We start from the raw sequence: 23,444 nt of genomic DNA, 5'->3' as shown, positions 1-23,444 counted from the left end.
CCGCGCCGGAAAGCGCCGAGGCCGCCGAGATCGAGGCCATCGCGCCCCCCGAAGGCCGGCTGGTGCGACTGCGCGGCCGGCTGGCCCGGTCGCAGAATGCCCTGGGGCGCAGCATGCTGGGCCTGATCGGCGGCGGCGACCTCGACGAGGACGCCTGGCAGGACGTCGAAGACACCCTGCTGGTCGCCGACCTGGGCCCGGTGGTCACCGAATCGGTGATCACCCAGCTGCGCGGCCGGCTGGCGAGCAGCACGGTGCGCACCGAGGCCGACGCCAAGGCTGTGCTGCGCGACGTGCTGATCAACGAGCTGTCGCCCGAGATGGACCGCTCGATCCGGGCGCTCCCGCACGCCGACCACCCGTCGGTGCTGCTGATCGTCGGCGTGAACGGCACCGGTAAGACCACCACCGTCGGCAAGCTGGCACGCGTTCTGGTCGCCGACGGTCGGCGTGTCGTGCTGGGCGCCGCCGACACCTTCCGGGCCGCGGCCGCCGACCAGCTGCAAACCTGGGCGTCCCGGGTGGGCGCGGACGTGGTGCGCGGCGTCGAGGGCGCCGACCCGGCGTCGGTCGCGTTCGACGCCGTCGACAAGGGCATCATCGCGGGCGCCGACGTCGTGCTCATCGACACCGCGGGCCGGCTGCACACCAAGGTCGGCTTGATGGACGAACTCGACAAGGTCAAGCGCGTTGTGACGCGGCGCGCCGCCGTCGACGAGGTTTTGCTGGTGCTCGACGCGACCATCGGGCAGAACGGGCTGGCTCAGGCCCGGGTGTTCGCCGACGTCGTCGAGATCACCGGTGCCGTGCTGACCAAGCTGGACGGAACGGCCAAGGGCGGCATCGTATTCCGCGTCCAATCCGAACTCGGCGTCCCGGTGAAGCTGGTCGGCCTCGGTGAAGGCCCGGACGATTTGGCACCTTTCGAGCCCGCCGCCTTCGTCGACGCGCTGCTTGGCTGAAACCCCTTACACACCGGGCGTTTCGTTAATGCTGACGAAACACGGTGGCTCTATTGCGGAAACAACCATTGCGCATGGTTCTGGATCAGGTCATCAGGCACTTGTCTGACGGCCGTCAAAGGCCGACTCGGAGGTGAGCGAGTGAGTTTCCCGCAATTGGGCCAACCCGATACCGGCGATACCGCCTGGATGTTGGCGAGTTCCGCACTGGTGTTACTGATGACGCCAGGTCTGGCGTTCTTCTATGGCGGCATGGTGCGCACCAGAAGCGTGCTCAACATGATCATGATGAGCATCAGCGCGATGGGCGTGGTCACCGTGCTGTGGGTGCTCTATGGCTACTCCATGTCATTCGGTGATGACAGAGGTGGCGTCGTAGGAAACCCGTCCGACTACTGGGGTCTGGCGAAGCTGATCGGTGGCAACGCCGTCAAGGGCGACCCGACCAAGGGCGTCAGCCAAGTGGACATCCCGCTGGCCGGCACTATGCCCGCCACCGTGTTCGTCGCCTTCCAGCTGATGTTCGCGATCATCACCGTCGCGCTGATCTCGGGCGCGGTGGCCGACCGGCTGAAGTTCAGCGCGTGGCTGGTCTTCTCCGGCCTATGGGCGACGTTGGTGTACTTCCCGGTCGCGCACTGGGTCTTCGCGGCCGACGGCTTCGCGTCCGAGCACGGCGGCTGGATCAACAACAAGCTGCACGCGATCGACTTCGCGGGTGGAACGGCGGTGCACATCAACTCCGGTGTCGCGGGCCTGGCGCTGGCGATCGTGCTGGGCAAGCGCAAAGGCTGGCCCACCACGCTGTTCCGTCCGCACAACGTGACGTACGTGATGCTCGGCGCCGGCTTGCTGTGGTTCGGTTGGTTCGGGTTCAACGCGGGATCGGCGACCAGCTCCAACGGCTCCGCCGGGTCGACGTTCATGACGACCACGATCGCGACGGCGACGGCCATGCTCGGCTGGCTGCTGACCGAGCGCATCCGGGACGGCAAGCCCACAACGCTCGGTGCGGCGTCGGGAATCGTCGCCGGACTGGTCGCCATCACGCCGTCCTGCTCGTCGGTCAACGTGCTGGGCGCTCTGGCGATCGGGCTGATAGCCGGTGTGGTCTGCGCGCTGGCGGTCGGACTGAAATTCCGGTTCGGTTTCGATGACTCGCTCGACGTCGTCGGGGTGCACATGATCGGTGGTCTGACCGGCACGCTGCTGGTGGGCCTGCTGGCAGCGCCCGAATCCACCGCGATCAACGGCGTGGCCGGGGTGTCCAAGGGCTTGTTCTACGGCGGCGGCTGGGCCCAACTGGAACGACAGGCCGTCGGTGCCTTTGCTGTGCTGTTCTACTCTGGCATCGTCACACTCATCCTGGCGCTGATCCTGAAGTACACCATCGGCATACGGCTCAACCCCGAGGATGAGGCCGGCGGCATCGACGAGGCTGAGCACGCTGAGAGCGCGTACGACTTCGCCGTCGCCGGCACCGGGTCGGTGCTTCCCACGCGGGTCGCCGTGGAGGACACTCGGAACGGTCTGGAAGCCCCGTCCGAAGAGAAAGTGGAGGCAGAGCATTCATGAAGCTAGTCACCGCGATCGTGAAACCCTTCACCCTTGACGACGTCAAGACCAGCCTCGAAGAGGCAGGCGTCCTGGGGATGACGGTCAGCGAGATCCAGGGCTACGGCAGGCAGAAGGGCCACACGGAGGTCTACCGGGGAGCTGAATACTCGGTCGACTTCGTGCCCAAGGTGCGAATCGAAGTCGTTGTCGACGATTCCATTGTCGACAAGGTCGTAGACAGCATTGTCCGGGCCGCCCGCACCGGCAAGATCGGTGACGGCAAGGTCTGGGTCAGCCCCGTGGAAACCATTGTGCGAGTACGCACGGGTGAACGCGGACCCGATGCCATCTGACCTCAGCGTCACAGTGATGATCCAGGCCGGACGGGCCGGGAGGGGATGACAAACCCACCCGACCCGTCCGGGTCATCTGGATTGGAAAGTGCTTGCGGGGGAAGCGGTTTAGCGGCCTCGCGGCGCCAACTGTTGTCCGACTGCGAGCAGCTGAATGCGTCCGAGCTACGCCAGGCCTGGCTCGATCTCCACGAATCCTGGCTGACCGCAAAGGCCGCCGAGATCGGGATCACCGACGGCAGCGGCTTCACCCTCGTCGGAGTCGGCGGGTTGGGCCGCCGCGAGTTGGTGCCGCATTCCGATCTCGACCTGATGTTGTTGCACGACAACAAATCCGACGAGTTCGTCGGGCGCGTTGCCGACGGGCTGTGGTATCCGCTGTGGGACGCCAATGTCCGGCTCGATCACAGTGTGCGGACCGTGTCCGGCGCGCTGAGCGTGGCCAATGCCGACCTCATCGCGGCGCTGGGCATGCTGGATGCGCGCCATATCGCCGGTGACACGGAATTGTCGACGGAGCTGATCTCCGGCGCACGACGCCAGTGGCGCAGCGCGATTCGATCGCGGATGGACGAGCTGGTCGAGATGACGTCTGCCCGTTGGCTGCGTTGTGGCCGCATCGCGCAACGGGCCGAGCCCGACCTGAAATCGGGGCGCGGCGGCCTTCGCGACGTCCAACTGCTGGACGCGCTGGGGGTCGCCCAGCTGATCGACCGCCGCGGAATGGCCAACCCGAACATGCCGGGCGGGTCACTGGATGCGGCGTACCTGACACTGCTCGACGTGCGCACCGAGCTGCATCGGGTATCGGGCCGCGGCCGCGACGAGCTGCTGGCTCAGTTCGGCGACGAAGTGAGCGCCGCACTGGGCGTCGGGGACCGGTTTGCCTTGTCGCGCATGCTTTCCGGCGCCAGCCGCACGATCGCCTACCATGCCGAGACCGGGATGCGGACCGCTCAGAACGCGTTGCCGCGACGCGGCATCTCGGCCTTGGTGCGGCGACCCAAACGCCGGCCGCTGGACGAAGGCGTGCATGAGTACGACGGTGAAATCGTGCTCGCCCGCGAGGCGCAACCCCAAAGCGATCCCGGCCTCGTGCTGCGGGTGGCCGCCGCGTCGGCCAGCAGTGGCCTGCCCATCGGCGCCGCCACCCTGAGCCGGCTGGCCGAGAGCGTCCCGGACCTGCCGACGCCCTGGCCGCGAGAGGCCTTGGACGACTTGCTGGTTGTGCTGCTGGCCGGTCCCACGACGGTGAACACGATTGAGGCGCTGGACCGCACCGGGCTGTGGGGTCGGGTACTACCGGAATGGGACGCGGTACGCGACCTCCCGCCCCGCGATGTGTCCCACAAATGGACCGTCGACCGCCACATCGTCGAGACCGCCGTCAACGCGGCGCCGCTCACCACCCGCGTTGCGCGATCGGACCTGCTGGCGCTCGGCGCGTTGCTGCACGACATCGGGAAGGGCCGGGGCATCGACCACTGTGTGTTCGGCGCCAAACTGGTGGCCCCGATAGGGGAGCGGCTGGGCCTGTCGACCCAGGACATCAACACGCTTTCCAACATGGTGCGCCATCACCTGCTGCTGCCCATCACGGCCACCCGCTGCGATCTCAACGACCCCAAGACCATCGAGTCGGTGACCGAAGCGTTGGGTGGGGACGCGCAACTCCTGGAACTGCTGCACACGCTGGCCGAGGCGGACTCGCAGGCGACCGGGCCGGGTGTGTGGAGTGACTGGAAGGCCTCGTTGATGGCCGACCTGGTTCGTCGCTGCCGGTTGGTGATGGCGGGTGAGCCGCTGCCGCGAGCGGAACCCACTGCGCCGCAATACCTTTCGTTGGCAGCTAGCGGCGGTGTGCACGTGGAGATCAAGCCCGCCGACCGCGAACGGGTGCACGTGGCGATGATCGCGCCCGACCAGCTGGGGTTGGTGTCGAAGGCCGCCGCGGTGCTGGCCCTCAATTCGCTGCGGATCCACTGGGCGTCGGTGAACGTGCATGAGGGCGCGGCGATCATCGAGTTCGTGGTGTCGCCGTTGTTCGGTTCCCCGCCCGAGGCGGGTCTGCTGCGTCAAGCGTTCACGGGTTCGCTGAACGGTGTCGACGTTCTCGGCGCGCTGGAGAAACGTGATAGCGACTCCGCCAACGCGGCGATCGCCCGTGCGGGCGAGGTGCAGGTCGGGGTGCCCGTCATCCGGTCGACAGCTCCGCCGCGCATCTTGTGGCTCGACACGGCCTCCTCCGGCCAACTGATTCTCGAAGTGCGCGCGGCGGACCGATTGGGTTTGCTCGCGCTGCTGACCCGGGCGCTCGAGCGGGCCGGCGGGGACATCGTCTGGGCGAAGGTCAACACCTTCGGGTCCACGGCGGCCGACGTCTTCTGTGTGTCGGTGCCGGCGCAACCCGGCGCGTCGGAGCCGGATGAGGAAGCCGAGCTCGAGGCGCGTGCGGCGATCGAGCGGAACCTGCTGGCCGTGTTGGGCGGTCCCGTAGTTGAGGTGCTCGAAGAATCCGCCGGCGACTAGATCCCAACGGCCGCGGAATGTCGACCCGCCCGCGTTGAGGCTCGTGTTAAAACTGATCAAGTCTGTTGGCGATTCGTTCGCTAGGCTCACCATGTTCCGAAAGGCGACCCATGAAGTGGCTGGCGGCGTGGTGGGGACAGCCCGACCACTTCGACTGGCTGACCGGTTACCTGCAATCCCAGGGACTGAGCCGCAACGCCCGCCGCATCTTTGCCGGACTCGCCGCCTCGCTGGCGCTGTACCCGGCCGACGTCCTGTTCGGGCCGAAGACATTCTGGCCGGTCGAGCTCGTCGCCAGCATCCTGATCGCCGGGGTCGGGCTCGGCGTCGCGGCGGTTTGGCTGTCGCGCTGGCCAACTCGCCGGCAGTCAGTCGTGTTCACGTCGGCCGGCAGCCTGTGCATCGCGACAGGTTCACTGCTGCAACACAATCCGTTCGTCGCGCTGCTGGCGGCCTCGGCCATGGCAATCCCCGGCGGCTACTTCGCGTTCTTCCACACCGCCAAGTACATGGCGGCGAACTTCTGGCTGGCGGGCACGGTCGGCGCGATAGAGGTGGCCCGCCTGGTGGCCGCCGGGCAGGCGATGCTCGGGGTCAACGGCTACTGCCTGTTGCTCGAGCTCAACGTGATCGTGCCGTTCGCCATCCAGGCGATCGTGCGCGCACTCGGCGTGGATCTCCTTCGCACCGACCGTGATCCGCTGACCGGCCTGCTGAATCGACGCGCCTGCGACCGGGCGATCGTCGGGCGGATCCTCGCCAGCGGCGACCACTCGTATCTGGCGGTGGCGATGCTCGACCTGGACCGCTTCAAGGAGCTCAACGACAGCAAGGGGCATGCGGCCGGCGACGAGGCACTCGTCTCGGTGGCCCGCGCGCTGACCACCGTCTGCCACGAGACCGCGCTCATCGGCCGGGTCGGTGGGGAGGAGTTTCTGGTCGCCGACATCGTCAAGACGCAGCAGCCACCCGAATGGAGTCTCTTACTCTGCGACGCGGTGGCGACGGCGGCGTCACCGGTGACCGCCAGCGTTGGAACCGCGACCCTGGCGTTGGGCACCGTCGGCAGCGATGACGCCGAGCAGGCGTACCGCCTGCTGGTCGCCCGCGCCGACACCGCGATGTACGAAGCGAAACGGCACGGTGGGAACCACGCTCGGCATCACGTCCCGTAGCGGAATGCCTTGCGGCTCAGGACCGCTCGGCGTTGAGCTGACGCAGGGCTTCGATGCGCGCCTGGATCTGCTCGCTGCTGGCGGCGGCGATCGGCGGTCCGCCGCAACGACGGCGCAGTTCGTTGTGAATCCAGCCGTGCGGTTTGCCGGTGCGGTGATGCGTCGCCGAGACGAGGGTGTTGAGCTCGCGACGCAGATCGCGAAGCTGGCCGTGCATCGACACCAGCGGCGGGGGCGCCCCCGTCGCGGCGCGCCGTTGGAGCTGCTCGTCCTGGCGTCGATGCAGTAGCGCGCGCATCTGTTCGGCGTCGAGCAGCCCGGGGATGCCGAGGTAGTCGGCTTCCTCCTCGCTGCCGGCCGCCGCGGCCGTGCCGAACGATGACCCGTCGAAGATCAGTTGATCGAGTTCGGCGTCGGCGCCCAAAGAGGTGAAGCTGTTGTCGATTTCGCTTTTCTCGGTCTGCGTCTTGGTGGCGGGATCGCCGTCTAGCGGATCCTCGGACTCGCGGTGCGGTTCACCCAGCACGTGGTTGCGCTGCGCCTCCAACTCGCTGGCGAGCTGAAGCAGATTGGGCACCGACGGCACGAAGATGCTCGCGGTCTCGCCCGCGCGGCGCGACCGGACGAACCGGCCGACGGCCTGGGCGAAGAAGAGGGGAGTCGACGCGCTGGTGGCATAGATCCCGACCGAGAGCCGCGGCACGTCGACACCTTCGGAAACCATTCGCACCGCGACCAGCCACCGGCTGGTGCTCGCGGCGAACTCGCTGATGCGCGCCGACGAGCCGGGGTCGTCGGACAGCACGAGCGTCGGTTCCTCGGACGTCAGCCGCTTCAACAGGACGGCGTACGCGCGGGCGGCCTTCTGGTCGGAGGCGATGATCATGCCGCCGGCATCGGGCACGTGCGTGCGCAACTGGCGCAGCCGTTGGTCCGCGGCATCGATCACCGCAGGCATCCACTCGCCGGCCGGGTCCAGCGCGGTGCGCCACGCCCGCGCCGTCTGCTCGGCCGACAGCGGCTCACCGAGTCGCGCCTCGTGCTCCTCGCCCGCGCTGTCCCGCCAGCGCGCCTGGCCCGAGTAGGCGAGGAACACCACGGGCCGGACCACCCCGTCGGTCAGCGCCTCGGCGTAGCCGTAGGTGTGGTCGGCCTGCGAGCGCCGGATCCCGTCGGCGCCCTGCTCGTAGGTGACGAACGGAATAGGACTGTCGTCGCTGCGAAACGGCGTCCCCGTCAGCGCGAGCCGGCGGGTTGCGTCGCTGAAGGCCTCGCGGATCGCGTCACCCCACGTCTTGGCGTCACCGCCGTGGTGGATCTCATCGAAGACGACCAGCGTCTTGCGCTGTTCGGTGCGCACCCGGTGCAGCGTCGGGTGTGCGGCCACCTGCGCGTAGGTCACCATCACGCCGTGATACTCCGGCGAGGTCTGCGGATTGCTGTTGGAGAACCTCGGGTCCAGCGCCAGACCATGCCGCTGGGCGGCCTGGGCCCACTGCACCTTGAGGTGCTCGGTGGGCACCACGACGGTGATCTGCTCGACGGCGCGTTGGCTCAGCAGTTCGGCAGCGATCCGCAACGCGAAGGTCGTCTTCCCGGATCCCGGCGTCGCGACGGCCAGGAAATCGCGCGGCCGGCCGGCGAGGTACTTCACCAGCGCTCTGCGCTGCCAGCCTCGCAGCGCCCGGGCCGCCCCGGGTTCGCTGTGTCCGGTCTCGACCAGCACGTCGGCGCTGCTGACCGGTTGCATCGACTGAACTCCCCCCGATAGTTGCGTCTTAGCCGTGGCCAGCTCGATGTAAGTGGCGGCTGTGAAATCTAGCACGCCAACGCTTTTCGACGCTCTAACGACTCGAGGCGACTATCGGATCGGGCTCGCCAGATCGCGCGCTTCCAGCCAGCCGCGGATGCGTCCGGCGACGTCAGCCCAGCCGGGCTCGAGCATCATGTTGTGACCCATCGCAAAGAATTCCGGTTCGGTCCCGTAGGCGCGCGCCGTGGCGCGCACATTGCGGACGCTGACGAACCCGTCGTGCTCGGCGCCCAGGACCAGGATCGGGGTCCGCACCCGCCGGGTTCGCACGCGCCGGACGATGGGATCGGTCATCGCGGCGCGGACGCTCTCGGCCCCGGCGCGCTGCATGCACGATTCCACGATGTCCTCGGGCGTGTCGGAGCAGAAGAGGTACTCGCGGGTCAGTGCCGGGGTGGCGAGGAACTTCAGCAGCGTGGGGTCACTCCAGGACTCCATCGTCATCGACGGCCTGCGGCGCCAGACGCGCAACGCCAAATTGAGCACGCCCTGCGGCGGCACCGAGCCCACCAGCACCGCCGCCGGCACCGTGTGGTCTTCGAGGTAGCGCTGGATCACGAATCCGCCCAGGGAATGGCCGATCAGCACCGGCGCGCCACCCAACTCGTCGGCGACCGAATGCACGTCGTCGAGGTAGTCGGCGATGGAGACCTTGGGCAACGGCTTGGTCGTGGGGCTGTTGCCGTGGCCGCGCAGGCTCAGCGCGACCGCGCGGTAGCCGGCGTCGGCGAAGTAGTCCAGGAAGTTCTCCCAGCACCACGCGCCGTGCCAGCCACCGTGCACGAACAGCAGCGGGACGGGATGCGCGTCACTGCCGGTCCCTTTGCCGATCACCTCGATCATGAGCTGACCTTTGTTTGCCGACGCCCGGCCGTCAAGGCTTTCCGCCCTGATCAGGCCCGCGAGTGTGCAGTTAGCCGCACACTCGGTGCCGAGCGTGAAGCTAGCTGCACACTCGCGCATACGCAGTGCCACTAGGTCCGATGGAGTGGCACCTGCTGCGCCCGGCTTCGCCGCGCTGGCAGTGCCACTAGGCTGGCGGGGTGTTTGAATCGCTGTCCGACCGGTTGACCGGTGCCCTACAGGGACTACGCGGCAAGGGTCGACTGACCGACGCCGATATCGAGGCCACCACCCGCGAAATCCGGCTGGCGCTGCTGGAAGCCGACGTCTCGCTGCCCGTGGTGCGCGCTTTCGTCGCCCGCATCAAAGACCGCGCAAAGGGCGCCGAGGTCTCCGGTGCGCTCAACCCGGCGCAGCAGGTCGTCAAGATCGTCAACGAAGAACTCATCGGCATCCTGGGCGGTGAGACCCGCCAGCTGGCGTTCGCCAAGACGCCGCCGACCGTCGTGATGCTCGCCGGCCTGCAGGGTTCAGGGAAGACCACGCTGGCCGGCAAGTTGGCCGCATGGCTTCGCGGCCAAGGACATACGCCGCTGCTGGTGGCCTGTGACCTGCAGCGACCGGCCGCCGTCAACCAGCTGCAGGTCACCGGTCAGCGCGCCGGCGTGCCGGTGTTCGCGCCGCATCCCGGCGAGTCGCCCGAATCGGGACCCGGCGATCCCGTCGCCGTCGCCACCGCGGGCCTGGCCGAAGCGCACGCCAAACACTTCGACGTCGTCATCGTCGACACCGCCGGCCGGCTGGGCATCGACGAGGAACTTATGTCCCAGGCCGCGGCCATCCGCGACGCCGTCAACCCCGACGAAGTGCTGTTCGTGCTCGACGCGATGATCGGCCAGGACGCCGTCACCACGGCGGAGGCGTTCCGCGAGGGCGTCGGCTTCACCGGTGTGGTGTTGACCAAGCTCGACGGCGACGCCCGCGGTGGCGCCGCGCTGTCGGTCCGCGAGGTGACCGGCGTCCCAATCCTTTTCGCCTCCACCGGCGAGAAGCTGGAGGACTTCGACGTCTTCCACCCCGACCGCATGTCCAGCCGCATCCTCGGCATGGGCGACGTGCTCAGCCTGATCGAACAGGCCGAGCAGGTCTTCGACGCCGAGCAGGCCGAGGCAACCGCCGCCAAGATCGGTACCGGCGAGCTGACACTGGAGGATTTCCTCGAGCAGATGCTCACGATCCGCAAGATGGGCCCGATCGGCAACCTGCTGGGCATGCTGCCCGGGGCGGGGCAGATGAAGGACGCGCTCGCCCAAGTCGACGACAGGCAACTCGACCGGTTGCAGGCCATCATCCGCGGGATGACGCCGCAGGAGCGGGCCGACCCGAAGATCATCAACGCGTCGCGTCGGCTGCGCATCGCCAACGGCTCCGGCGTCACGGTGTCGGAGGTCAATCAGCTGGTCGACCGCTTCTTCGAAGCCCGCAAGATGATGTCGTCGATGCTCGGCGGCATGGGCATACCGGGCATGGGCCGCAAGTCGTCGACCCGAAAGGCCAAGGGGGCGAAGGGCAAGAAGGGCAAGAAGGGGGCACGCGGCCCGACGCCGCCGAAGGCGCGCAGTCCCTTCGGCGCCGGCGTGCCGGGCATGCCCGCCGGGTTCCCCGACATCTCGCAGATGCCCGAGGGTCTCAATGAGCTGCCGCCCGGCCTTGCCGACTTCGACCTATCCAAGCTGAAGTTCCCGGGCAACCCAGGAAGGGGCTAGCCCCGCCGTGCGTATGCACGTGCGAGGCGTCGGGCTGCCCGACGAGACCGAGATCGACCTGTGGATCGTCGACGGCCGCATCAGCATGGAGCCGGTGGCTGGAGCCGACACCGTCTTCGGCTCGTCCGGCTTTCAAGGCTGGATCATCCCCGGGCTGGTCGACGCGCACTGCCACGTCGGCCTCGGCGACCACGGCGAGATCCCGCTGGCAGACGCGATCGCCCAAGCCGAGACCGAACGCGACATCGGCGCGTTGCTGTTGCGCGACTGCGGCTCACCCACCGACACACGCAGCCTTGACGACCACGAGGATCTGCCCCGCATCATTCGGGCGGGCAGACACCTGGCCAGACCCAAGCGCTACATCGCGGGCTTCGCCGTGGAACTCGAGGACGAGTCGCAGCTGCCGGCGGCGGTGGCCGAGCAGGCGAAGCGTGGCGACGGCTGGGTCAAGTTGGTGGGCGACTGGATCGACCGCAAGGTCGGTGATCTGGCACCGCTGTGGTCGGACGACGTCCTCAAGGACGCGATCGACAGCGCGCACGCGCACGGCGCCCGCGTCACCGCGCACGTCTTCAGCGAGGACGCGCTGCCCGGCCTGATCAAGGCCGGCATCGACTGCATCGAACACGGCACCGGGCTGACCGACGACACCATCGCCCTGATGCTCGAGCACGGGACGGCGTTGGTCCCCACGCTGATCAACATCGAGAACTTCCCGGGGATCGCCGACGCCGCCGGAAAGTATCCGACGTATGCCGCACACATGCGCGACCTGTACGACCGCTGCTACCCGCGAGTGGCCGCCGCGCGCGAGGCGGGGATTCCGGTGTACGCCGGCAGCGACGCCGGGAGTACGGTCGCGCACGGCCGCATCCCCGACGAGGTCGACGCGCTGAAGAAGATCGGGATGACTGAGACCGACGCGTTGGGTGCGGCGTGCTGGGATGCGCGTCGTTGGCTGGGCCGGCCCGGCCTCGACCATGGCGCGTCTGCCGATCTGCTGTGCTACTCGCAGGACCCGCGGTCGGGCGCCGGCGTGCTGAACCGGCCCGACCTGGTGATCCTGCGCGGCAAGACGTTTCGTCCGACCAGTTAGCCAGGCGCCGAACCGCGTTGGCGGATAAGCTTCCGGAATGGCTTTGCCCAGCGGCGCGAGCTTTGCCGGCTACATCGTGTCGCGAAGCCTCGGTTCCGGAGTGACAGGTGAGGTTTACCTCGTCCAAGATCCCCGATCGTCGCGCTGGCAGGCGCTCAAAGTGCTCTCGCAAGAGATGTCGACGAACCCCGAATTCCGTCGGCGATTCCGGGAGGAGACGCCGATCGCGGCGAACCTCGCGCACCCCCACATCGTCGAGGTGCACGAGCGCGGCCAGTTTGAGGGCCAGCTGTACATCGCGATGGAGTACATCGAGGGCAGCAGCGTCGCGCAGCTCATCGCCGACCGCTTTCCCGCCGTCTCTCCGGTCGGCGACGTGCTCGCCATCGTGACCGCGATCGCCGCCGCCCTCGACTACGCACACCAGCACGGCATGACGCACCGCGACGTCAAACCCGACAAGATCTTGCTGACGGGTCGCGGGGAAGCCGAACAGCGGGTGCTCTTGACCGACTTCGGCATCGTGCCGCCGGTCGACCCGAACGCGGCTGACGTCCCGGTCCGCGCGGTCGCCTACGCCGCGCCCGAGCAGTTGAGCGGCGCCGAGGTCGACGGGCACGCCGACCAGTACGGCTTGGCCGCCACCGCTTTCCACTTGCTGACCGGAGCGCCGCCGGTAGTCGGTTCGGCTCGGCATGCCACAGGTCCGCGGCTCAGCGAGCAGCGCCCGGAGCTGGAACGCCTGGACAGCGTGTTCGCCCGGGCGCTTGCCCCCAGACCCGCCGACCGATTCGGGACCTGTGGCGACTTCGCCACGGCGGCAAGCGAAGCGGTGGGCGTCTCGCGCGGCGCGCAAACGGATGCGACTGACGACAAGACCGACGATAAGGAGAAGGCCGGGTCGCGTTTTCGGTCGAGGTTCGGCGCCAAGGCGTCCCAACCGAGCGAGGGCGAGCCGCAGGAGGCCGCCGTCGCCACGCCGGTCGCAACCCTGACCGAGCCCGCCGCGGGACCCGTGCCGTTGCGGCGCAGGCCGCGAAAGTTCCTGCTGTGGGCCGCTGCGGCGGTGGTCGTGGTTGCGGTGCTCGCACTCGGTGTGGTGATCGGCCGCAAGACCTACGCGCCCAGAGGCGCGGTGGCCCACACGCCGGGGGCATCCGTGGCGGCCGGCGCACCGCCGGCACCAGCCGCCGCGCCCACCCAACTCGACGGCAGTTACCGCCTGCAGGCCGAACGCACGAAGCAGACGTACAACTCCGTCGCCGATCCCAATCCTCCGGACGTCACCACCTGGTGGGCGTTCCGCTCGTTGTGCACGCCGAACGGGTGCAACGCCGCCGCCACCCAGCTCGACGACACCGATCACGTGGTGGCGAAGGCGCCGGCCGGCGCGTCCCTCTTCCTGCAATTCACCGACGGCCAATGGCAGTCCGCGCCGATGAGTCTCGACTTCCCGTGCGTCGCATCGGACGGATCGCAGGCGACGCAGACCACATCGATGGTCGTGTCGCTGCGGCCGCAATCTCAGGGTGATTTCGTCGGTGAAGAGACGGTCACCGTGCAAACCAACGAGTGCGGCCAGCAGTCGGCCGTCGTCCGGATTCCCACGGTGGCCAACCGGAGCGGGGAGGTGCCGCCCGCCGTGAGCATTCCGGATCCCAGCGCGGCGGGCGGCGCGCCGGCATCGCCGCGCCCGCGATAACACCGCTTCTGATCAGCGTCTTCAAGGACACGGCGTGTCGGGCCCGAAATGATTGCGAGTGCTTGCTATCTATGTTACGTTTCGTGCCACCACGACGACCCGGAGGAAAAGTGGCCTACGACGTGATCATTCGCGACGGACTGTGGTTCGACGGCACCGGCGGCGCGCCGCAAACCCGGACGCTGGGCATTCGGGACGGCGTGGTGGCCGCCGTGGCAGGCCCCTGCGACGAACCGCTGGACGCGACGGGTTGCCCGGATGTGATCGACGCGGCCGGCAAGTGGATCGTGCCCGGCTTCATCGACGTGCACACCCACTACGACGCGGAGGTGCTGCTGGACCCAGGCCTGCGGGAGTCGGTGCGCCACGGTGTCACCACCGTACTGCTGGGCAACTGCTCGCTCTCGACGGTCTACGCCGACTCCGAGGATGCCGCCGATCTGTTCAGCCGGGTCGAAGCGGTGCCGCGCGAATACGTGTACGGCGCTTTGGATTCGGCTAAAACGTGGTCGACGGCAGCGGAATACATCCAGGCGATCGACGCCCTGCCCCTGGGGCCGAATGTCGGCTCGCTGCTTGGGCATTCGGATCTGCGGACCGCGGTGCTGGGACTCGATCGCGCGACCGACGCCACCGTCAGGCCCACCGATGCCGAACTGGACAAGATGGCGGCGTTGCTGGACGACGCGCTGGACGCCGGGATGCTGGGTATGTCGGGGATGGACGCCGCCATCGACAAGCTCGACGGCGACCGCTTCCGGTCGCGCGCGCTGCCGTCCACCTTCGCGACCTGGCGGGAGCGGCGCAAGCTGATCAAGGTCCTGCGCAAGCGCGGCCGGATGTTGCAGAGCGCGCCCGACGTCGAGAATCCGTCGTCGGCGCTGATGTTCTTTTTGACCGGCAGCCGAATCTTCGGTCGCGGCAAGGGAGTTCGGATGAGCATGCTGGTGTCGGCCGACGCCAAGTCGATGCCGCTCGCCGTGCACACCTTCGGCGTCGGCACCCGGATCCTCAACGCACTGCTGGGGTCCGATGTGCGGTTCCAGCACCTGCCGGTGCCGTTCGAGTTGTACTCCGACGGAGTCGATCTGCCCGTGTTCGAGGAATTCGGCGCCGGAACGGCGGCCCTGCACCTGCGCGACCAACTGGAACGCAACGAGCTGCTCGCCGACAAGGACTACCGCCGTCGGTTCCGGCGTGAGTTCGACCGCGTCAAGCTCGGGCCGTCGCTGTGGCACCGCGACTTCCACGACGCGGTCATCGTCGAGTGCCCCGATAAATCGTTGATCGGCAAGAGCTTTGGCGCGATCGCCGTCGAGCGCGGACTGCATCCGCTCGACGCGTTCCTCGACGTGCTCGTCGAAAACGGTGAGCGCAACGTCCGGTGGACGACCATCGTCGCCAATCACCGGCCCAAGCAGCTCGACAAACTCGCGGCCGACCCGAGCATCCACATGGGCTTCTCCGACGCCGGAGCGCACCTGCGCAACATGGCGTTCTACAACTTCGGACTCCGGTTGCTCAGGCGCGCGCGGGACGCGCACCGGGCCGGCAGGCCGTTTTTGTCCACGCAGCGCGCGGTCCACCGCCTGACCGGCGAACTGGGGGAGTGGTTCGGCATCGACGCCGGCACGCTGCGCGAGGGCGACCGCGCGGACTTCGTGGTGATCGACCCGGCCGGCTTGAACGAATCGGTCGACGGCTACCACGAGGAGGCCGTGCCGTTCTACGGCGGTCTGCGCCGCATGGTCAACCGCAACGACGATGCCGTCGTCGCAACGGGCATCGGCGGCGTCGTCGTCTTCCGTGGGGGCCAGTTCCGGGACGGCTACGGCCAGACCGTGCGGTCGGGCCGCTATCTGCGGGCCGGCCGGCGGCACCTGGGCCGAAGTGTGGAGAAAGTCGGAGCCTGAGATGGCCAGAACCCAGCAGCAGCGTCGGGAAGAGACCGTTGGTCGCCTCCTCGAGGCCTGCATCGCCACCATCATCGAGATCGGTTACGCCCGAGCCTCAGCGGCCGTCATCACCAAGCGCGCGGGCGTGTCCGTCGGCGCCCTTTTCCGGCATTTCGAAACGATGGGCGACTTCATGGCCGCCACCGCGTCCGAGGTGTTGCGCCGTCAGCTGGAGTCGTTCACCAAGGGGGTCGCCGAGATACCGTCCGACCAGCCGGCGCTCGAAGCGGCGCTGGTGATCCTGCGCGACATCACCAGTGGCCCGGCCAACGCCGTTCTCTACGAACTGCTGGTGGCCGCGCGCACCGACGAAAAGCTCAGGGACACTTTGCAACACGAGCTTGACCAGTATGCGGCCAAGATCCTCGACGCCGCACGGGCGCTGCCCGGGGCGGAGAGCTACCCGGAGGACACCTTCCCGGTCCTGGTGGCGTTGCTGACGAACGTGTTCGATGGCGCGGCCGTGGTGGAGGGGGTGCTGCCGCGGCCCGAGATCGCGGCGAAGCGGATCCCGGTGCTCTCGGCGCTGCTGACTGCGGCGTTGCCGAAAGACGTTCCCTAGCAGGGATTTACAGCGAACCGATGCCGGGGGATTGCGGGCCGACCGAGAAGCCCCAGTCGAACAAGGTGGCTGCCTGGTCCCAGTAGGTCGGCCCGCCCTGCTTCACCAGTCCGTACATCATCGCGATCACCAGCCGGCGGCCACCGCGCGCGGCGGCGCCGACGAAGGTCTTGCGCGCCGCGTCGGTGAAACCGGTCTTACCGCCGATCGCACCCGGGTAACGCTGTAACAGTTCGTCCTGGTTGGTGATCGGGTGCTCGCCGTTATCGCCGGGGAACATCGCCGAGGGCTCGGAGGTGATCTGCGCGAATACCGGATTCGACATCGCGGTCCGGAAGATCACGGCCAGGTCGTGCGCGCTGGAGGCGCCCGAGCCGCCGGGCCCGTCCAGACCGGAGGGCGTCGCGGCATGCGTGCTGGTGGCCCCCAGCGACGCCGCCTTGGCATTCATCTTGGCCACCGTGGCCTCCGGGCCACCCAGCAGGTCGGCCAGCGTCATCGCGGCGTCGTTGCCCGAGACGAGCAGCAGCCCGTCCAGCAGCTGGCGCGCGGTGTACGTGCGGCCCGGCTTGATGCCGACGCAGTTGCACTCGACCTGCGTGTCGGCGACGTCGGCGACGACCGTGGAATCCAGGCTCACCTGGTCCAGGGCCACCAGCGCCAGCAGCACCTTGATGGTGCTCGCCGGCGGGTGGGTCACGTTCTGATCTTTGCCGGCCAGCACCTCGCCACTGTCGAGGTCGGCCACGATCCAGGTCTGGGCAGGCCCGTCCGGGATCGGCACCGTGCCGACCGGCTGCATGCTGTCGGCCCGGGAAACGGCGGTGGGAAAGGCGACTCCCGCGCCGCATAAGAAGACGGCGGCCAGGGTCATGAGCTTCCGCATGGGCGCAAAGTCTAACTTCCGGGCCTGTTGAGCACCGACTATCAGTACTGTCCGATGCATGTTGAGCCTGGCCGAAATCTCGGACCGCCTAGAGATCCAACAGCTGCTGGTCGACTACTCCACCGCCATTGACCAGCGCCGATTCGACGACCTGGACAAGGTGTTCACCGAGGATGCGTACATCGACTACACGGCCCTGGGCGGCATCGAGGGCCGGTATCCCGAGGTCAAGAAGTGGCTGTCCGAGGTGCTGCCGAACTTCCCGGTGTATGCGCACATGCTCGGCAACTTCTCGGTGCGCATCGACGGGGACACCGCGTCGTCGCGGGTGATCTGCTTCAACCCGATGGTGCTCGGCGGCGACAAGAACGAGGTGCTGTTCTGCGGCCTTTGGTACGACGACGAGTTCGTGCGCACAGCCGAGGGCTGGCGGATGACGCGACGGGTCGAGACGAAGGTTTTCCAGAAGGTGATGTAGGGGAGGCATCGAGAGCGGATTTCTGCTCCGGCCTGCCGTTCTGGCACAATTGGCGGCTGTCCGTCGCGCGACCCGCCCGCAGGGTGCTCGTTCGGCGGTCATACACGCGAGGCAAAACCGGACCCCGGCATCCCGCCCGGGTCGCTGAATTGCAGCGTGACACACAGGAGAAATCGCTTAATCATGGCTGTGAAGATCAAGCTCGCTCGGCTTGGCAAAATCCGCAATCCCCAGTACCGCATCTCCGTCGCCGACGCGCGCAACCGTCGCGACGGTCGCTCGATCGAGGTCATCGGCCGCTACCACCCGAAGGAAGACCCGAGCCTCATCGAGATCGACTCCGAGCGCGCCCAGTACTGGCTGTCCGTGGGTGCTCAGCCCACCGAGCCCGTCCTGAAGCTGCTGAAGATCACCGGCGACTGGCAGAAGTTCAAGGGCCTGCCCGGCGCCGAGGGCCGCTTGAAGGTTTCGCCGCCCAAGCCGAGCAAGCTGGAGCTGTTCAACGCCGCGCTGGCCGAGGCCGACGGTGGCCCCACCACGGAGGCCGCCAAGCCGAAGAAGAAGGCCCCGGCCAAGAAGGCCGCCAAGGCGGAAGCCGAGGGCTCCGACGACGCCACCGCTGCCGCCGCCGCTGAGGGCTCCGCTGTTGAGGCCTCCGCTGAAGCCGCTCCCGAGGCCGAGACACCGGCTGAGGGCGGCGAGCAGGCCGAGCCGACCACCGAAAGCTGACGCGGCGATGAGTTCGGTCGTCGTCGACGCCGTTGAGCATCTGGTTCGCGGGATTGTCGACAACCCCGATGACGTCCGGGTGGACATGGTGACGAGCCGCCGCGGGCGGACCGTCGAAGTACACGTCCATCCCGACGATCTGGGCAAGGTGATCGGCCGCGGTGGCCGGACCGCGACCGCGTTGCGCACGCTGGTCGCCGGTATCGGTGGCCGCGGCATCCGCGTCGACGTGGTGGACACCGACCAGTAGCGGAGCGCTGCTCATGGAACTCCCTTGGAGTTGACCGTCGGCCGTGTCGTCAAGGCGCACGGGGTCGGCGGCGAGGTGGTCGTGGAAATCCGCACCGACGATCCCGCCGCCCGGTTCGCGTCGGGTAACACGTTGCGCACCAAGCAACCTCGCGGCGGCAGCGAAGGGGTCCACGTCGTTCAGAGCGCGCGCGAACACGGCGGGCGGCTGTTGGTGCGACTGGCCGGCGTCGCGGACCGCGACGCCGCCGACGCGCTGCGCGGCGCTCTGTTCGTCGTCGACTCCGACGACCTGCCGCCGATCGACGAGCCGGACACCTACTACGACCATCAGCTTGAGGGTCTGCTTGTCCGGACCACGGCGGGCGAGGACGTGGGTGTCGTCGCCGAGGTGCTGCACACGGCGGCGGGGGAGCTGTTGGCGGTGCGCCGCGAATCCGGTGAGGTTCTGGTGCCGTTCGTCAATGCGATCGTCACGTCGGTGTCGCTGGACGACCAGCTGGTCGAAATCGATCCGCCCGAAGGCCTACTGGAATTGGGGTAGCGGGTGCGCATCGACGTTGTCACGATCTTCCCGGATTATCTGAACCCACTGCGACAGTCGTTGCCCGGCAAGGCTATTGCGTCCGGCCTCGTCGAGCTGGGCGTGCACGACCTGCGGCGGTGGACGCATGATGTGCACCGCTCGGTCGACGATTCGCCTTACGGCGGTGGTCCCGGGATGGTGATGAAGGCGCCGGTCTGGGGCGAAGCGCTGGATGAAATCTGCTCCGAGCAAACGCTTTTGGTGGTCCCCACTCCCGCCGGCGAACTTTTCACGCAGGCCACCGCGCAGCGCTGGGGCGCCGAGACGCACCTGGTGTTCGCGTGCGGTCGCTACGAGGGTATCGACCAGCGGGTGATCGAGGACGCCGCGCGCCGAATGCGGGTCGAGGAGGTCTCCATCGGCGACTACGTCCTACCGGGCGGCGAATCGGCGGCCGTGGTGATGATCGAAGCCGTGCTGCGCCTGCGCGACGGGGTGCTCGGCAATCCCGCGTCGCACCACGAGGATTCGCACTCGCCGGCCCTGGACCGGCGGCTGGAGGGGCCCAGCTACACCCGGCCGCCGAGCTGGCGTGGGCTGGACGTGCCCGAGGTGTTGCTATCGGGTGACCATGCCCGCGTCGCCGCCTGGCGTCGCGAGGTGTCGCTGCAGCGGACGCGGGAACGCCGCCCGGAGCTTCTCGATTAGCCGGGCAATCGGCTAGAGCCCGCTGTGCCGCGGGTCGATCCGGCCCTCGGGGAACATCGTCTTGACCGCCCGGGTGATGGTATCGCGGGCGGTGGCGTCATCGGAGGGCTGCAGCGACTGGACCACCATGATGTAGCGCCGGTCCGCGCCCACTAAGCCCGTCGACAGGTGCATCCAGTCGCTGCCGATGCAGCACATCCAGCCCTGCTTGACCGCCACCGGTTCGGCGTACAACCCGTCCGGGATGCCGAATCGCTGCGGGTAGCCGTCGAGGCCGTTCGGAGTGGACTGGGCGAGGTCGTTGACGATGATCCTGGCCTGGTCGGCCGGCAACCCGCCCGACCCGTCGAGCAGCATGTCGTAGTAGCGGAGCAGGTCCGTGATCGTGCTCATCGTGTTCCACCAGCGCCCGTCGCTCGGGGGCGTGGTCGACGTGAGGCCGTACCGGGTCGCGACCGCGTTGATGATGGCGGCTCCGCCGCCCTGGCCCCAGAACTTCTCGGCCGCGCCGTCGTCCGACGACTGCAACATGATGTCGAGCGCCTGGCGGTCCTCGGACGTCAGCGCGGTCTTTGTCTCGGATTGGTGCAGCAACAGGTCGTCGGCGATGAACAGCTTCGCCACCGACGCCGTGCCGATGACCTGCCCGTTGCCGTTGGCGACCAGCCGGTGGGTGGCGCGGTCAAGGATGGCGACCGACAGAGCGGCGCCACCGGCGGCGGCCTCGTCGGTCGCCTGCTGGATGCGCGCGTGCAGTTCCGGGATGGCGGCGCTCGGAAGTTCCTGCGGCGGCGGCGGTGCCGCCGGTGTGGCCGCCTCCAGCATCAGGTCTGCCAACGGTGGCTGCGGCTCGGAGGAGACCCAATGGGGAGCGGAGGTGACGGTCATGCTGTGGACTCGCGCCTGGACTTTCGCCTCGCACCCGGCGGCGACCACCAACGCCACCGTCGCGGTGACGGTGAGCAGCAATAGCGGCCGTACTCGCATTCCTCTTCTCCGATGTGACACCGTGCATGTGAGCGGGTCGCGACGCGTCACCTGCCTCGGCCTCCACGCAGAGGTGCGGAAACGCGTTTTGACCCCGTTAATATTTACCATTTACCAGCGCGTTTGGCCTGTTATGAACCGCGTCGCGGACCTGTGATTTTCGCAGCACGGGCACTTTCTGGCACAATTGGCCAGTTGTCTCCAGCGGTTGAGGCCGGTCGGACCGCTTCCCGCCTGCTGCGAGATACGTTAGGAAGCCCGAAACCATCGGCTTGGCGGCCGTTTACCACCCGTGCGTGGACTCACCGCCGCGAGCCGCGACCTCAAGGAAGTGTGTTCTCACATGAACCGGCTTGACTTCGTCGACCAAGCGTCGCTGCGCGACGACATCCCGGTTTTCGGTCCGGGCGACACCATCAACGTGCACGTCAAGGTCATCGAGGGCGCCAAGGAGCGTATCCAGGTGTTCAAGGGTGTGGTGATCCGCCGGCAGGGCGGCGGCATCCGCGAGACCTTCACGGTGCGCAAGGAAAGCTACGGCGTCGGCGTCGAGCGGACCTTCCCGGTGCATTCGCCCACCATCGACCACATCCAGGTGGTGACCCGAGGCGATGTCCGCCGCGCCAAGCTCTACTACCTGCGTGAACTCCGCGGCAAGAAGGCCAAGATCAAGGAGAAGCGCTGATCTGGTGCGCCATTGCGGCCCCCGCGGGCCGGTGCGGCGCGTTACAAGGAGTCAAACTCTGCTGGCTACGCTGATCTCGTGACAGACACAGCGGACTCACCCGAGCCCCAGTCCGAAGCTGCCAAGTCGGAGCCGAACGTCTCCACCCGCAACGCGGACACGCCCCCGAGACCGGATATCCCGGAACCGGGCGAGCCGTCTGACGAGCCGGAGCGTACGAAGCGATCCACGCTGCGCGAGTTCGCAATCCTGGCGATCATCGCCGTCGCCCTCTACTACGTCATGCTGACGTTCGTGGCGAGGCCCTACCTGATTCCGTCGGAATCCATGGAGCCCACGCTGCACGGATGCACGGGCTGCGTCGGCGACCGGATCATGGTGGACAAGATCACCTACCGGTTCGGCACGCCGCATCCCGGTGACGTCATCGTCTTCAAGGGACCGCCGTCGTGGAACGTCGGCTACAAGTCGATCCGGTCGAACAACACCGCACTGCGCTGGGTGCAGAACGGGCTGTCGTTCGTCGGTTTCGTGCCTCCCGACGAGAACGATCTGGTCAAGCGGGTCATCGCGGTCGGCGGGCAGACCGTGCAGTGCCGCGCGGATACCGGGCTGACCGTCAACGGCAAGCCCCTCAAGGAGCCCTACCTGGATCCGTCCACGATGATGGCCGACCCGACGGTGTACCCGTGCCTGGGCAGTGAGTTCGGGCCGGTCGCCGTTCCGGCGGGACGGTTGTGGGTGATGGGTGACAACCGGACACACTCGGCGGACTCGCGTGCCCACTGCACCAGCGTTCCGGCCGAGGCGCTGAAGGGCGTGTTGTGCACCGGGGACCCGAACTCGGGCACCGTGCCGGTCGTCAATGTCATCGGTAAGGCCCGGTTCATCGTGTGGCCGCCGTCCCGGTGGGGCGGCGTGTCATCGGTGAACCCGCAACAGAATCAGTAGCCGTGGCCACGACGTGGCCGCCGCGGACGGTGATCCGCAAATCGTCGGGGTTGCGCACCCTGGAGTCCGCGCTGCATCGCAACGGCCTGGGCCCGGTGGCCGGAGTGGACGAGGTGGGCCGTGGCGCCTGCGCCGGTCCGCTCGTGGTGGCCGCCTGCGTGCTCGGGCCGAATCGTCTGGAAAGCCTTGCCGCCCTTGATGATTCAAAGAAGCTCACCGAGAAGGTGCGGGAGAAGCTGTTCCCGCTGATCTGCCGTTACGCGGTGGCGTATCACGTGGTGTTCATCCCGTCGGTCGAGGTCGACCGGCGCGGCGTGCACGTGGCCAACATCGAAGGCATGCGGCGCGCGGTGGCCGGCCTGCCGGTGCGCCCCGGCTATGTGCTCAGCGACGGGTTTCGGGTACCCGGCCTACCGATGCCGTCACTGCCGGTGGTCGGGGGCGACGCGGCCGCTGCCTGCATCGCCGCGGCCAGCGTGCTGGCCAAGGTCAGCCGGGACCGGCTAATGGTCGCCATGGACGCCGACCACCCCGGCTACGGGTTCGCCGACCACAAGGGCTACAGCACGCCCGCGCACAGCCTGGCGTTGACCGAGTTGGGTCCCTGCGCTGAACACCGGTATTCGTTCATCAACGTCCGGCGCGTGGCCAGGGGAGCGAGCACGACGGTGGTCGCGGAGTGCAAACCGGACCCTCCGGTCGAGCGCGAGGGATATCAGTGAGGAAAGATGGGACGCATTCGGATTCGCAGGGAGAAGGACGTCTGAGCAGATGAGTGCCGAGGATCTCGAAAAGTACGAAACCGAGATGGAGCTCTCGCTGTACCGCGAATACAAGGACATCGTCGGGCAGTTCAGCTACGTGGTGGAGACCGAACGGCGCTTCTACCTAGCCAACAGCGTCGAGATGGTGCCGCGTAACGCCGACGG

23 protein-coding genes are annotated in these 23,444 nt (G+C 67.9%); 19 read left to right on the top strand and 4 right to left on the bottom strand.

What is annotated here, in order from left to right; all coding sequences use genetic code 11:
• From ftsY to JOZ00_RS18295, 5 genes are all read left to right on the top strand, one after another.
• Positions 1–962: signal recognition particle-docking protein FtsY (gene ftsY, locus JOZ00_RS18315; protein ID WP_293346078.1), on the top strand; the 962-nt coding region annotated here is incomplete at its 5' end.
• A 189-nt stretch (positions 963–1,151) separates the two neighbouring features.
• Complete coding sequence (locus tag JOZ00_RS18310) at positions 1,152–2,537, top strand: ammonium transporter (RefSeq protein WP_293346084.1); 1,386 nt, start codon at positions 1,152–1,154, stop codon at positions 2,535–2,537.
• Positions 2,534–2,872 carry a nitrogen regulatory protein P-II gene (gene glnB, locus JOZ00_RS18305; RefSeq protein WP_293346076.1) on the top strand — a complete coding sequence of 113 codons (339 nt, stop codon included), beginning with the start codon at positions 2,534–2,536 and terminating at the stop codon, positions 2,870–2,872. Before JOZ00_RS18310 ends, glnB begins: the two co-directional genes overlap by 4 nt.
• Before the next feature lie 45 nt (positions 2,873–2,917).
• Positions 2,918–5,401 carry a [protein-PII] uridylyltransferase gene (locus tag JOZ00_RS18300; RefSeq protein ID WP_293346074.1) on the top strand — a complete coding sequence of 828 codons (2,484 nt, stop codon included), beginning with the start codon at positions 2,918–2,920 and terminating at the stop codon, positions 5,399–5,401.
• A gap of 110 nt (positions 5,402–5,511) precedes the next feature.
• A complete protein-coding gene (locus JOZ00_RS18295; RefSeq protein WP_293346072.1) occupies positions 5,512–6,576 on the top strand; it encodes a GGDEF domain-containing protein in 1,065 nt (354 codons plus the stop codon).
• Positions 6,577–6,592: 16 nt separating this feature from the next.
• Here the strand turns inward: JOZ00_RS18295 and JOZ00_RS18290 are convergent, their stop codons facing one another.
• The gene (locus tag JOZ00_RS18290) at positions 6,593–8,326 is read right to left on the bottom strand and encodes a DEAD/DEAH box helicase (RefSeq protein ID WP_293346070.1); all 1,734 of its coding nucleotides are present in this window, start codon (positions 8,324–8,326) and stop codon (positions 6,593–6,595) included.
• Between the two features lie 111 nt (positions 8,327–8,437).
• Complete coding sequence (locus tag JOZ00_RS18285) at positions 8,438–9,232, bottom strand: alpha/beta fold hydrolase (protein ID WP_293346068.1); 795 nt, start codon at positions 9,230–9,232, stop codon at positions 8,438–8,440.
• A gap of 200 nt (positions 9,233–9,432) precedes the next feature.
• On the opposite strand from JOZ00_RS18285, the gene ffh reads away from it, so the two are divergent.
• From ffh to JOZ00_RS18260, 5 genes are all read left to right on the top strand, one after another.
• Positions 9,433–10,998, top strand: a complete 1,566-nt coding sequence (gene ffh / locus JOZ00_RS18280; protein WP_293346066.1) for a signal recognition particle protein — start codon at positions 9,433–9,435, stop codon at positions 10,996–10,998.
• Positions 10,999–11,011: 13 nt separating this feature from the next.
• Entirely contained in the window at positions 11,012–12,097 is a 1,086-nt protein-coding gene (locus tag JOZ00_RS18275; RefSeq protein WP_293346082.1) for an amidohydrolase family protein, read from the top strand.
• A gap of 37 nt (positions 12,098–12,134) precedes the next feature.
• Positions 12,135–13,799, top strand: a complete 1,665-nt coding sequence (locus tag JOZ00_RS18270; protein WP_293346064.1) for a serine/threonine-protein kinase — start codon at positions 12,135–12,137, stop codon at positions 13,797–13,799.
• Positions 13,800–13,870: 71 nt separating this feature from the next.
• On the top strand, positions 13,871–15,712 hold the full coding sequence (locus JOZ00_RS18265; RefSeq protein WP_293346062.1) for an amidohydrolase family protein: 1,842 nt from the start codon (positions 13,871–13,873) through the stop codon (positions 15,710–15,712).
• Position 15,713: 1 nt separating this feature from the next.
• Entirely contained in the window at positions 15,714–16,316 is a 603-nt protein-coding gene (locus JOZ00_RS18260; protein WP_293346060.1) for a TetR/AcrR family transcriptional regulator, read from the top strand.
• A 7-nt stretch (positions 16,317–16,323) separates the two neighbouring features.
• Here the strand turns inward: JOZ00_RS18260 and JOZ00_RS18255 are convergent, their stop codons facing one another.
• The gene (locus JOZ00_RS18255) at positions 16,324–17,202 is read right to left on the bottom strand and encodes a D-alanyl-D-alanine carboxypeptidase family protein (RefSeq protein WP_293346058.1); all 879 of its coding nucleotides are present in this window, start codon (positions 17,200–17,202) and stop codon (positions 16,324–16,326) included.
• Positions 17,203–17,260: 58 nt separating this feature from the next.
• On the opposite strand from JOZ00_RS18255, the gene JOZ00_RS18250 reads away from it, so the two are divergent.
• The 5 genes from JOZ00_RS18250 (at position 17,261) to trmD (ending at position 19,892) form a co-directional block, all read left to right on the top strand.
• Positions 17,261–17,680 carry a nuclear transport factor 2 family protein gene (locus JOZ00_RS18250; RefSeq protein WP_293346056.1) on the top strand — a complete coding sequence of 140 codons (420 nt, stop codon included), beginning with the start codon at positions 17,261–17,263 and terminating at the stop codon, positions 17,678–17,680.
• A gap of 183 nt (positions 17,681–17,863) precedes the next feature.
• A complete protein-coding gene (rpsP, locus tag JOZ00_RS18245) occupies positions 17,864–18,409 on the top strand; it encodes a 30S ribosomal protein S16 (protein ID WP_293346054.1) in 546 nt (181 codons plus the stop codon).
• Positions 18,410–18,416: 7 nt separating this feature from the next.
• A complete protein-coding gene (locus tag JOZ00_RS18240) occupies positions 18,417–18,659 on the top strand; it encodes an RNA-binding protein (protein ID WP_003881089.1) in 243 nt (80 codons plus the stop codon).
• A 24-nt stretch (positions 18,660–18,683) separates the two neighbouring features.
• On the top strand, positions 18,684–19,202 hold the full coding sequence (gene rimM, locus JOZ00_RS18235) for a ribosome maturation factor RimM (RefSeq protein WP_293346052.1): 519 nt from the start codon (positions 18,684–18,686) through the stop codon (positions 19,200–19,202).
• A gap of 3 nt (positions 19,203–19,205) precedes the next feature.
• The gene (gene trmD, locus JOZ00_RS18230; RefSeq protein WP_293346050.1) at positions 19,206–19,892 is read left to right on the top strand and encodes a tRNA (guanosine(37)-N1)-methyltransferase TrmD; all 687 of its coding nucleotides are present in this window, start codon (positions 19,206–19,208) and stop codon (positions 19,890–19,892) included.
• A 12-nt stretch (positions 19,893–19,904) separates the two neighbouring features.
• On the opposite strand, the gene JOZ00_RS18225 is transcribed toward trmD, so the two are convergent.
• Positions 19,905–20,879: a hypothetical protein gene (locus tag JOZ00_RS18225; protein WP_293346048.1), complete on the bottom strand. Its 975-nt coding sequence runs from the start codon at positions 20,877–20,879 to the stop codon at positions 19,905–19,907.
• Between the two features lie 343 nt (positions 20,880–21,222).
• Between JOZ00_RS18225 and rplS the strand changes: the two genes are divergently transcribed.
• From rplS to JOZ00_RS18205, 4 genes are all read left to right on the top strand, one after another.
• Positions 21,223–21,564: a 50S ribosomal protein L19 gene (rplS, locus tag JOZ00_RS18220; RefSeq protein ID WP_293346046.1), complete on the top strand. Its 342-nt coding sequence runs from the start codon at positions 21,223–21,225 to the stop codon at positions 21,562–21,564.
• A gap of 78 nt (positions 21,565–21,642) precedes the next feature.
• Positions 21,643–22,515: a signal peptidase I gene (gene lepB / locus JOZ00_RS18215; RefSeq protein ID WP_293346044.1), complete on the top strand. Its 873-nt coding sequence runs from the start codon at positions 21,643–21,645 to the stop codon at positions 22,513–22,515.
• 2 nt (positions 22,516–22,517) lie between these two features.
• Positions 22,518–23,237, top strand: a complete 720-nt coding sequence (locus JOZ00_RS18210; protein WP_293346042.1) for a ribonuclease HII — start codon at positions 22,518–22,520, stop codon at positions 23,235–23,237.
• A gap of 49 nt (positions 23,238–23,286) precedes the next feature.
• A partial coding sequence (locus tag JOZ00_RS18205; RefSeq protein ID WP_293346080.1) for a DUF2469 family protein occupies positions 23,287–23,444 on the top strand: 158 nt, incomplete at its 3' end.

Source organism: Mycobacterium sp. (assembly GCF_019243155.1).
GTDB lineage: Bacteria > Actinomycetota > Actinomycetes > Mycobacteriales > Mycobacteriaceae > Mycobacterium.
The sequence above is the reverse complement of the archived record's forward strand: the minus strand, read 5'-3'. Positions and strand labels throughout refer to the sequence as shown.

Coding starts and splice junctions, on each gene's coding strand:
- JOZ00_RS18310 (WP_293346084.1), top strand. CDS start 1,152: ATGTTGGCGAGTTCCGCACTGGTGTTACTGATGACGCCAGGTCTGGCG.
- glnB (WP_293346076.1), top strand. CDS start 2,534: ATGAAGCTAGTCACCGCGATCGTGAAACCCTTCACCCTTGACGACGTC.
- JOZ00_RS18300 (WP_293346074.1), top strand. CDS start 2,918: ATGACAAACCCACCCGACCCGTCCGGGTCATCTGGATTGGAAAGTGCT.
- JOZ00_RS18295 (WP_293346072.1), top strand. CDS start 5,512: ATGAAGTGGCTGGCGGCGTGGTGGGGACAGCCCGACCACTTCGACTGG.
- JOZ00_RS18290 (WP_293346070.1), bottom strand. CDS start 8,326: ATGCAACCGGTCAGCAGCGCCGACGTGCTGGTCGAGACCGGACACAGC.
- JOZ00_RS18285 (WP_293346068.1), bottom strand. CDS start 9,232: ATGATCGAGGTGATCGGCAAAGGGACCGGCAGTGACGCGCATCCCGTC.
- JOZ00_RS18275 (WP_293346082.1), top strand. CDS start 11,012: ATGCACGTGCGAGGCGTCGGGCTGCCCGACGAGACCGAGATCGACCTG.
- JOZ00_RS18270 (WP_293346064.1), top strand. CDS start 12,135: ATGGCTTTGCCCAGCGGCGCGAGCTTTGCCGGCTACATCGTGTCGCGA.
- JOZ00_RS18265 (WP_293346062.1), top strand. CDS start 13,871: ATGTTACGTTTCGTGCCACCACGACGACCCGGAGGAAAAGTGGCCTAC.
- JOZ00_RS18260 (WP_293346060.1), top strand. CDS start 15,714: ATGGCCAGAACCCAGCAGCAGCGTCGGGAAGAGACCGTTGGTCGCCTC.
- JOZ00_RS18255 (WP_293346058.1), bottom strand. CDS start 17,202: ATGCGGAAGCTCATGACCCTGGCCGCCGTCTTCTTATGCGGCGCGGGA.
- JOZ00_RS18250 (WP_293346056.1), top strand. CDS start 17,261: ATGTTGAGCCTGGCCGAAATCTCGGACCGCCTAGAGATCCAACAGCTG.
- rpsP (WP_293346054.1), top strand. CDS start 17,864: ATGGCTGTGAAGATCAAGCTCGCTCGGCTTGGCAAAATCCGCAATCCC.
- JOZ00_RS18240 (WP_003881089.1), top strand. CDS start 18,417: ATGAGTTCGGTCGTCGTCGACGCCGTTGAGCATCTGGTTCGCGGGATT.
- JOZ00_RS18225 (WP_293346048.1), bottom strand. CDS start 20,879: ATGCGAGTACGGCCGCTATTGCTGCTCACCGTCACCGCGACGGTGGCG.
- rplS (WP_293346046.1), top strand. CDS start 21,223: ATGAACCGGCTTGACTTCGTCGACCAAGCGTCGCTGCGCGACGACATC.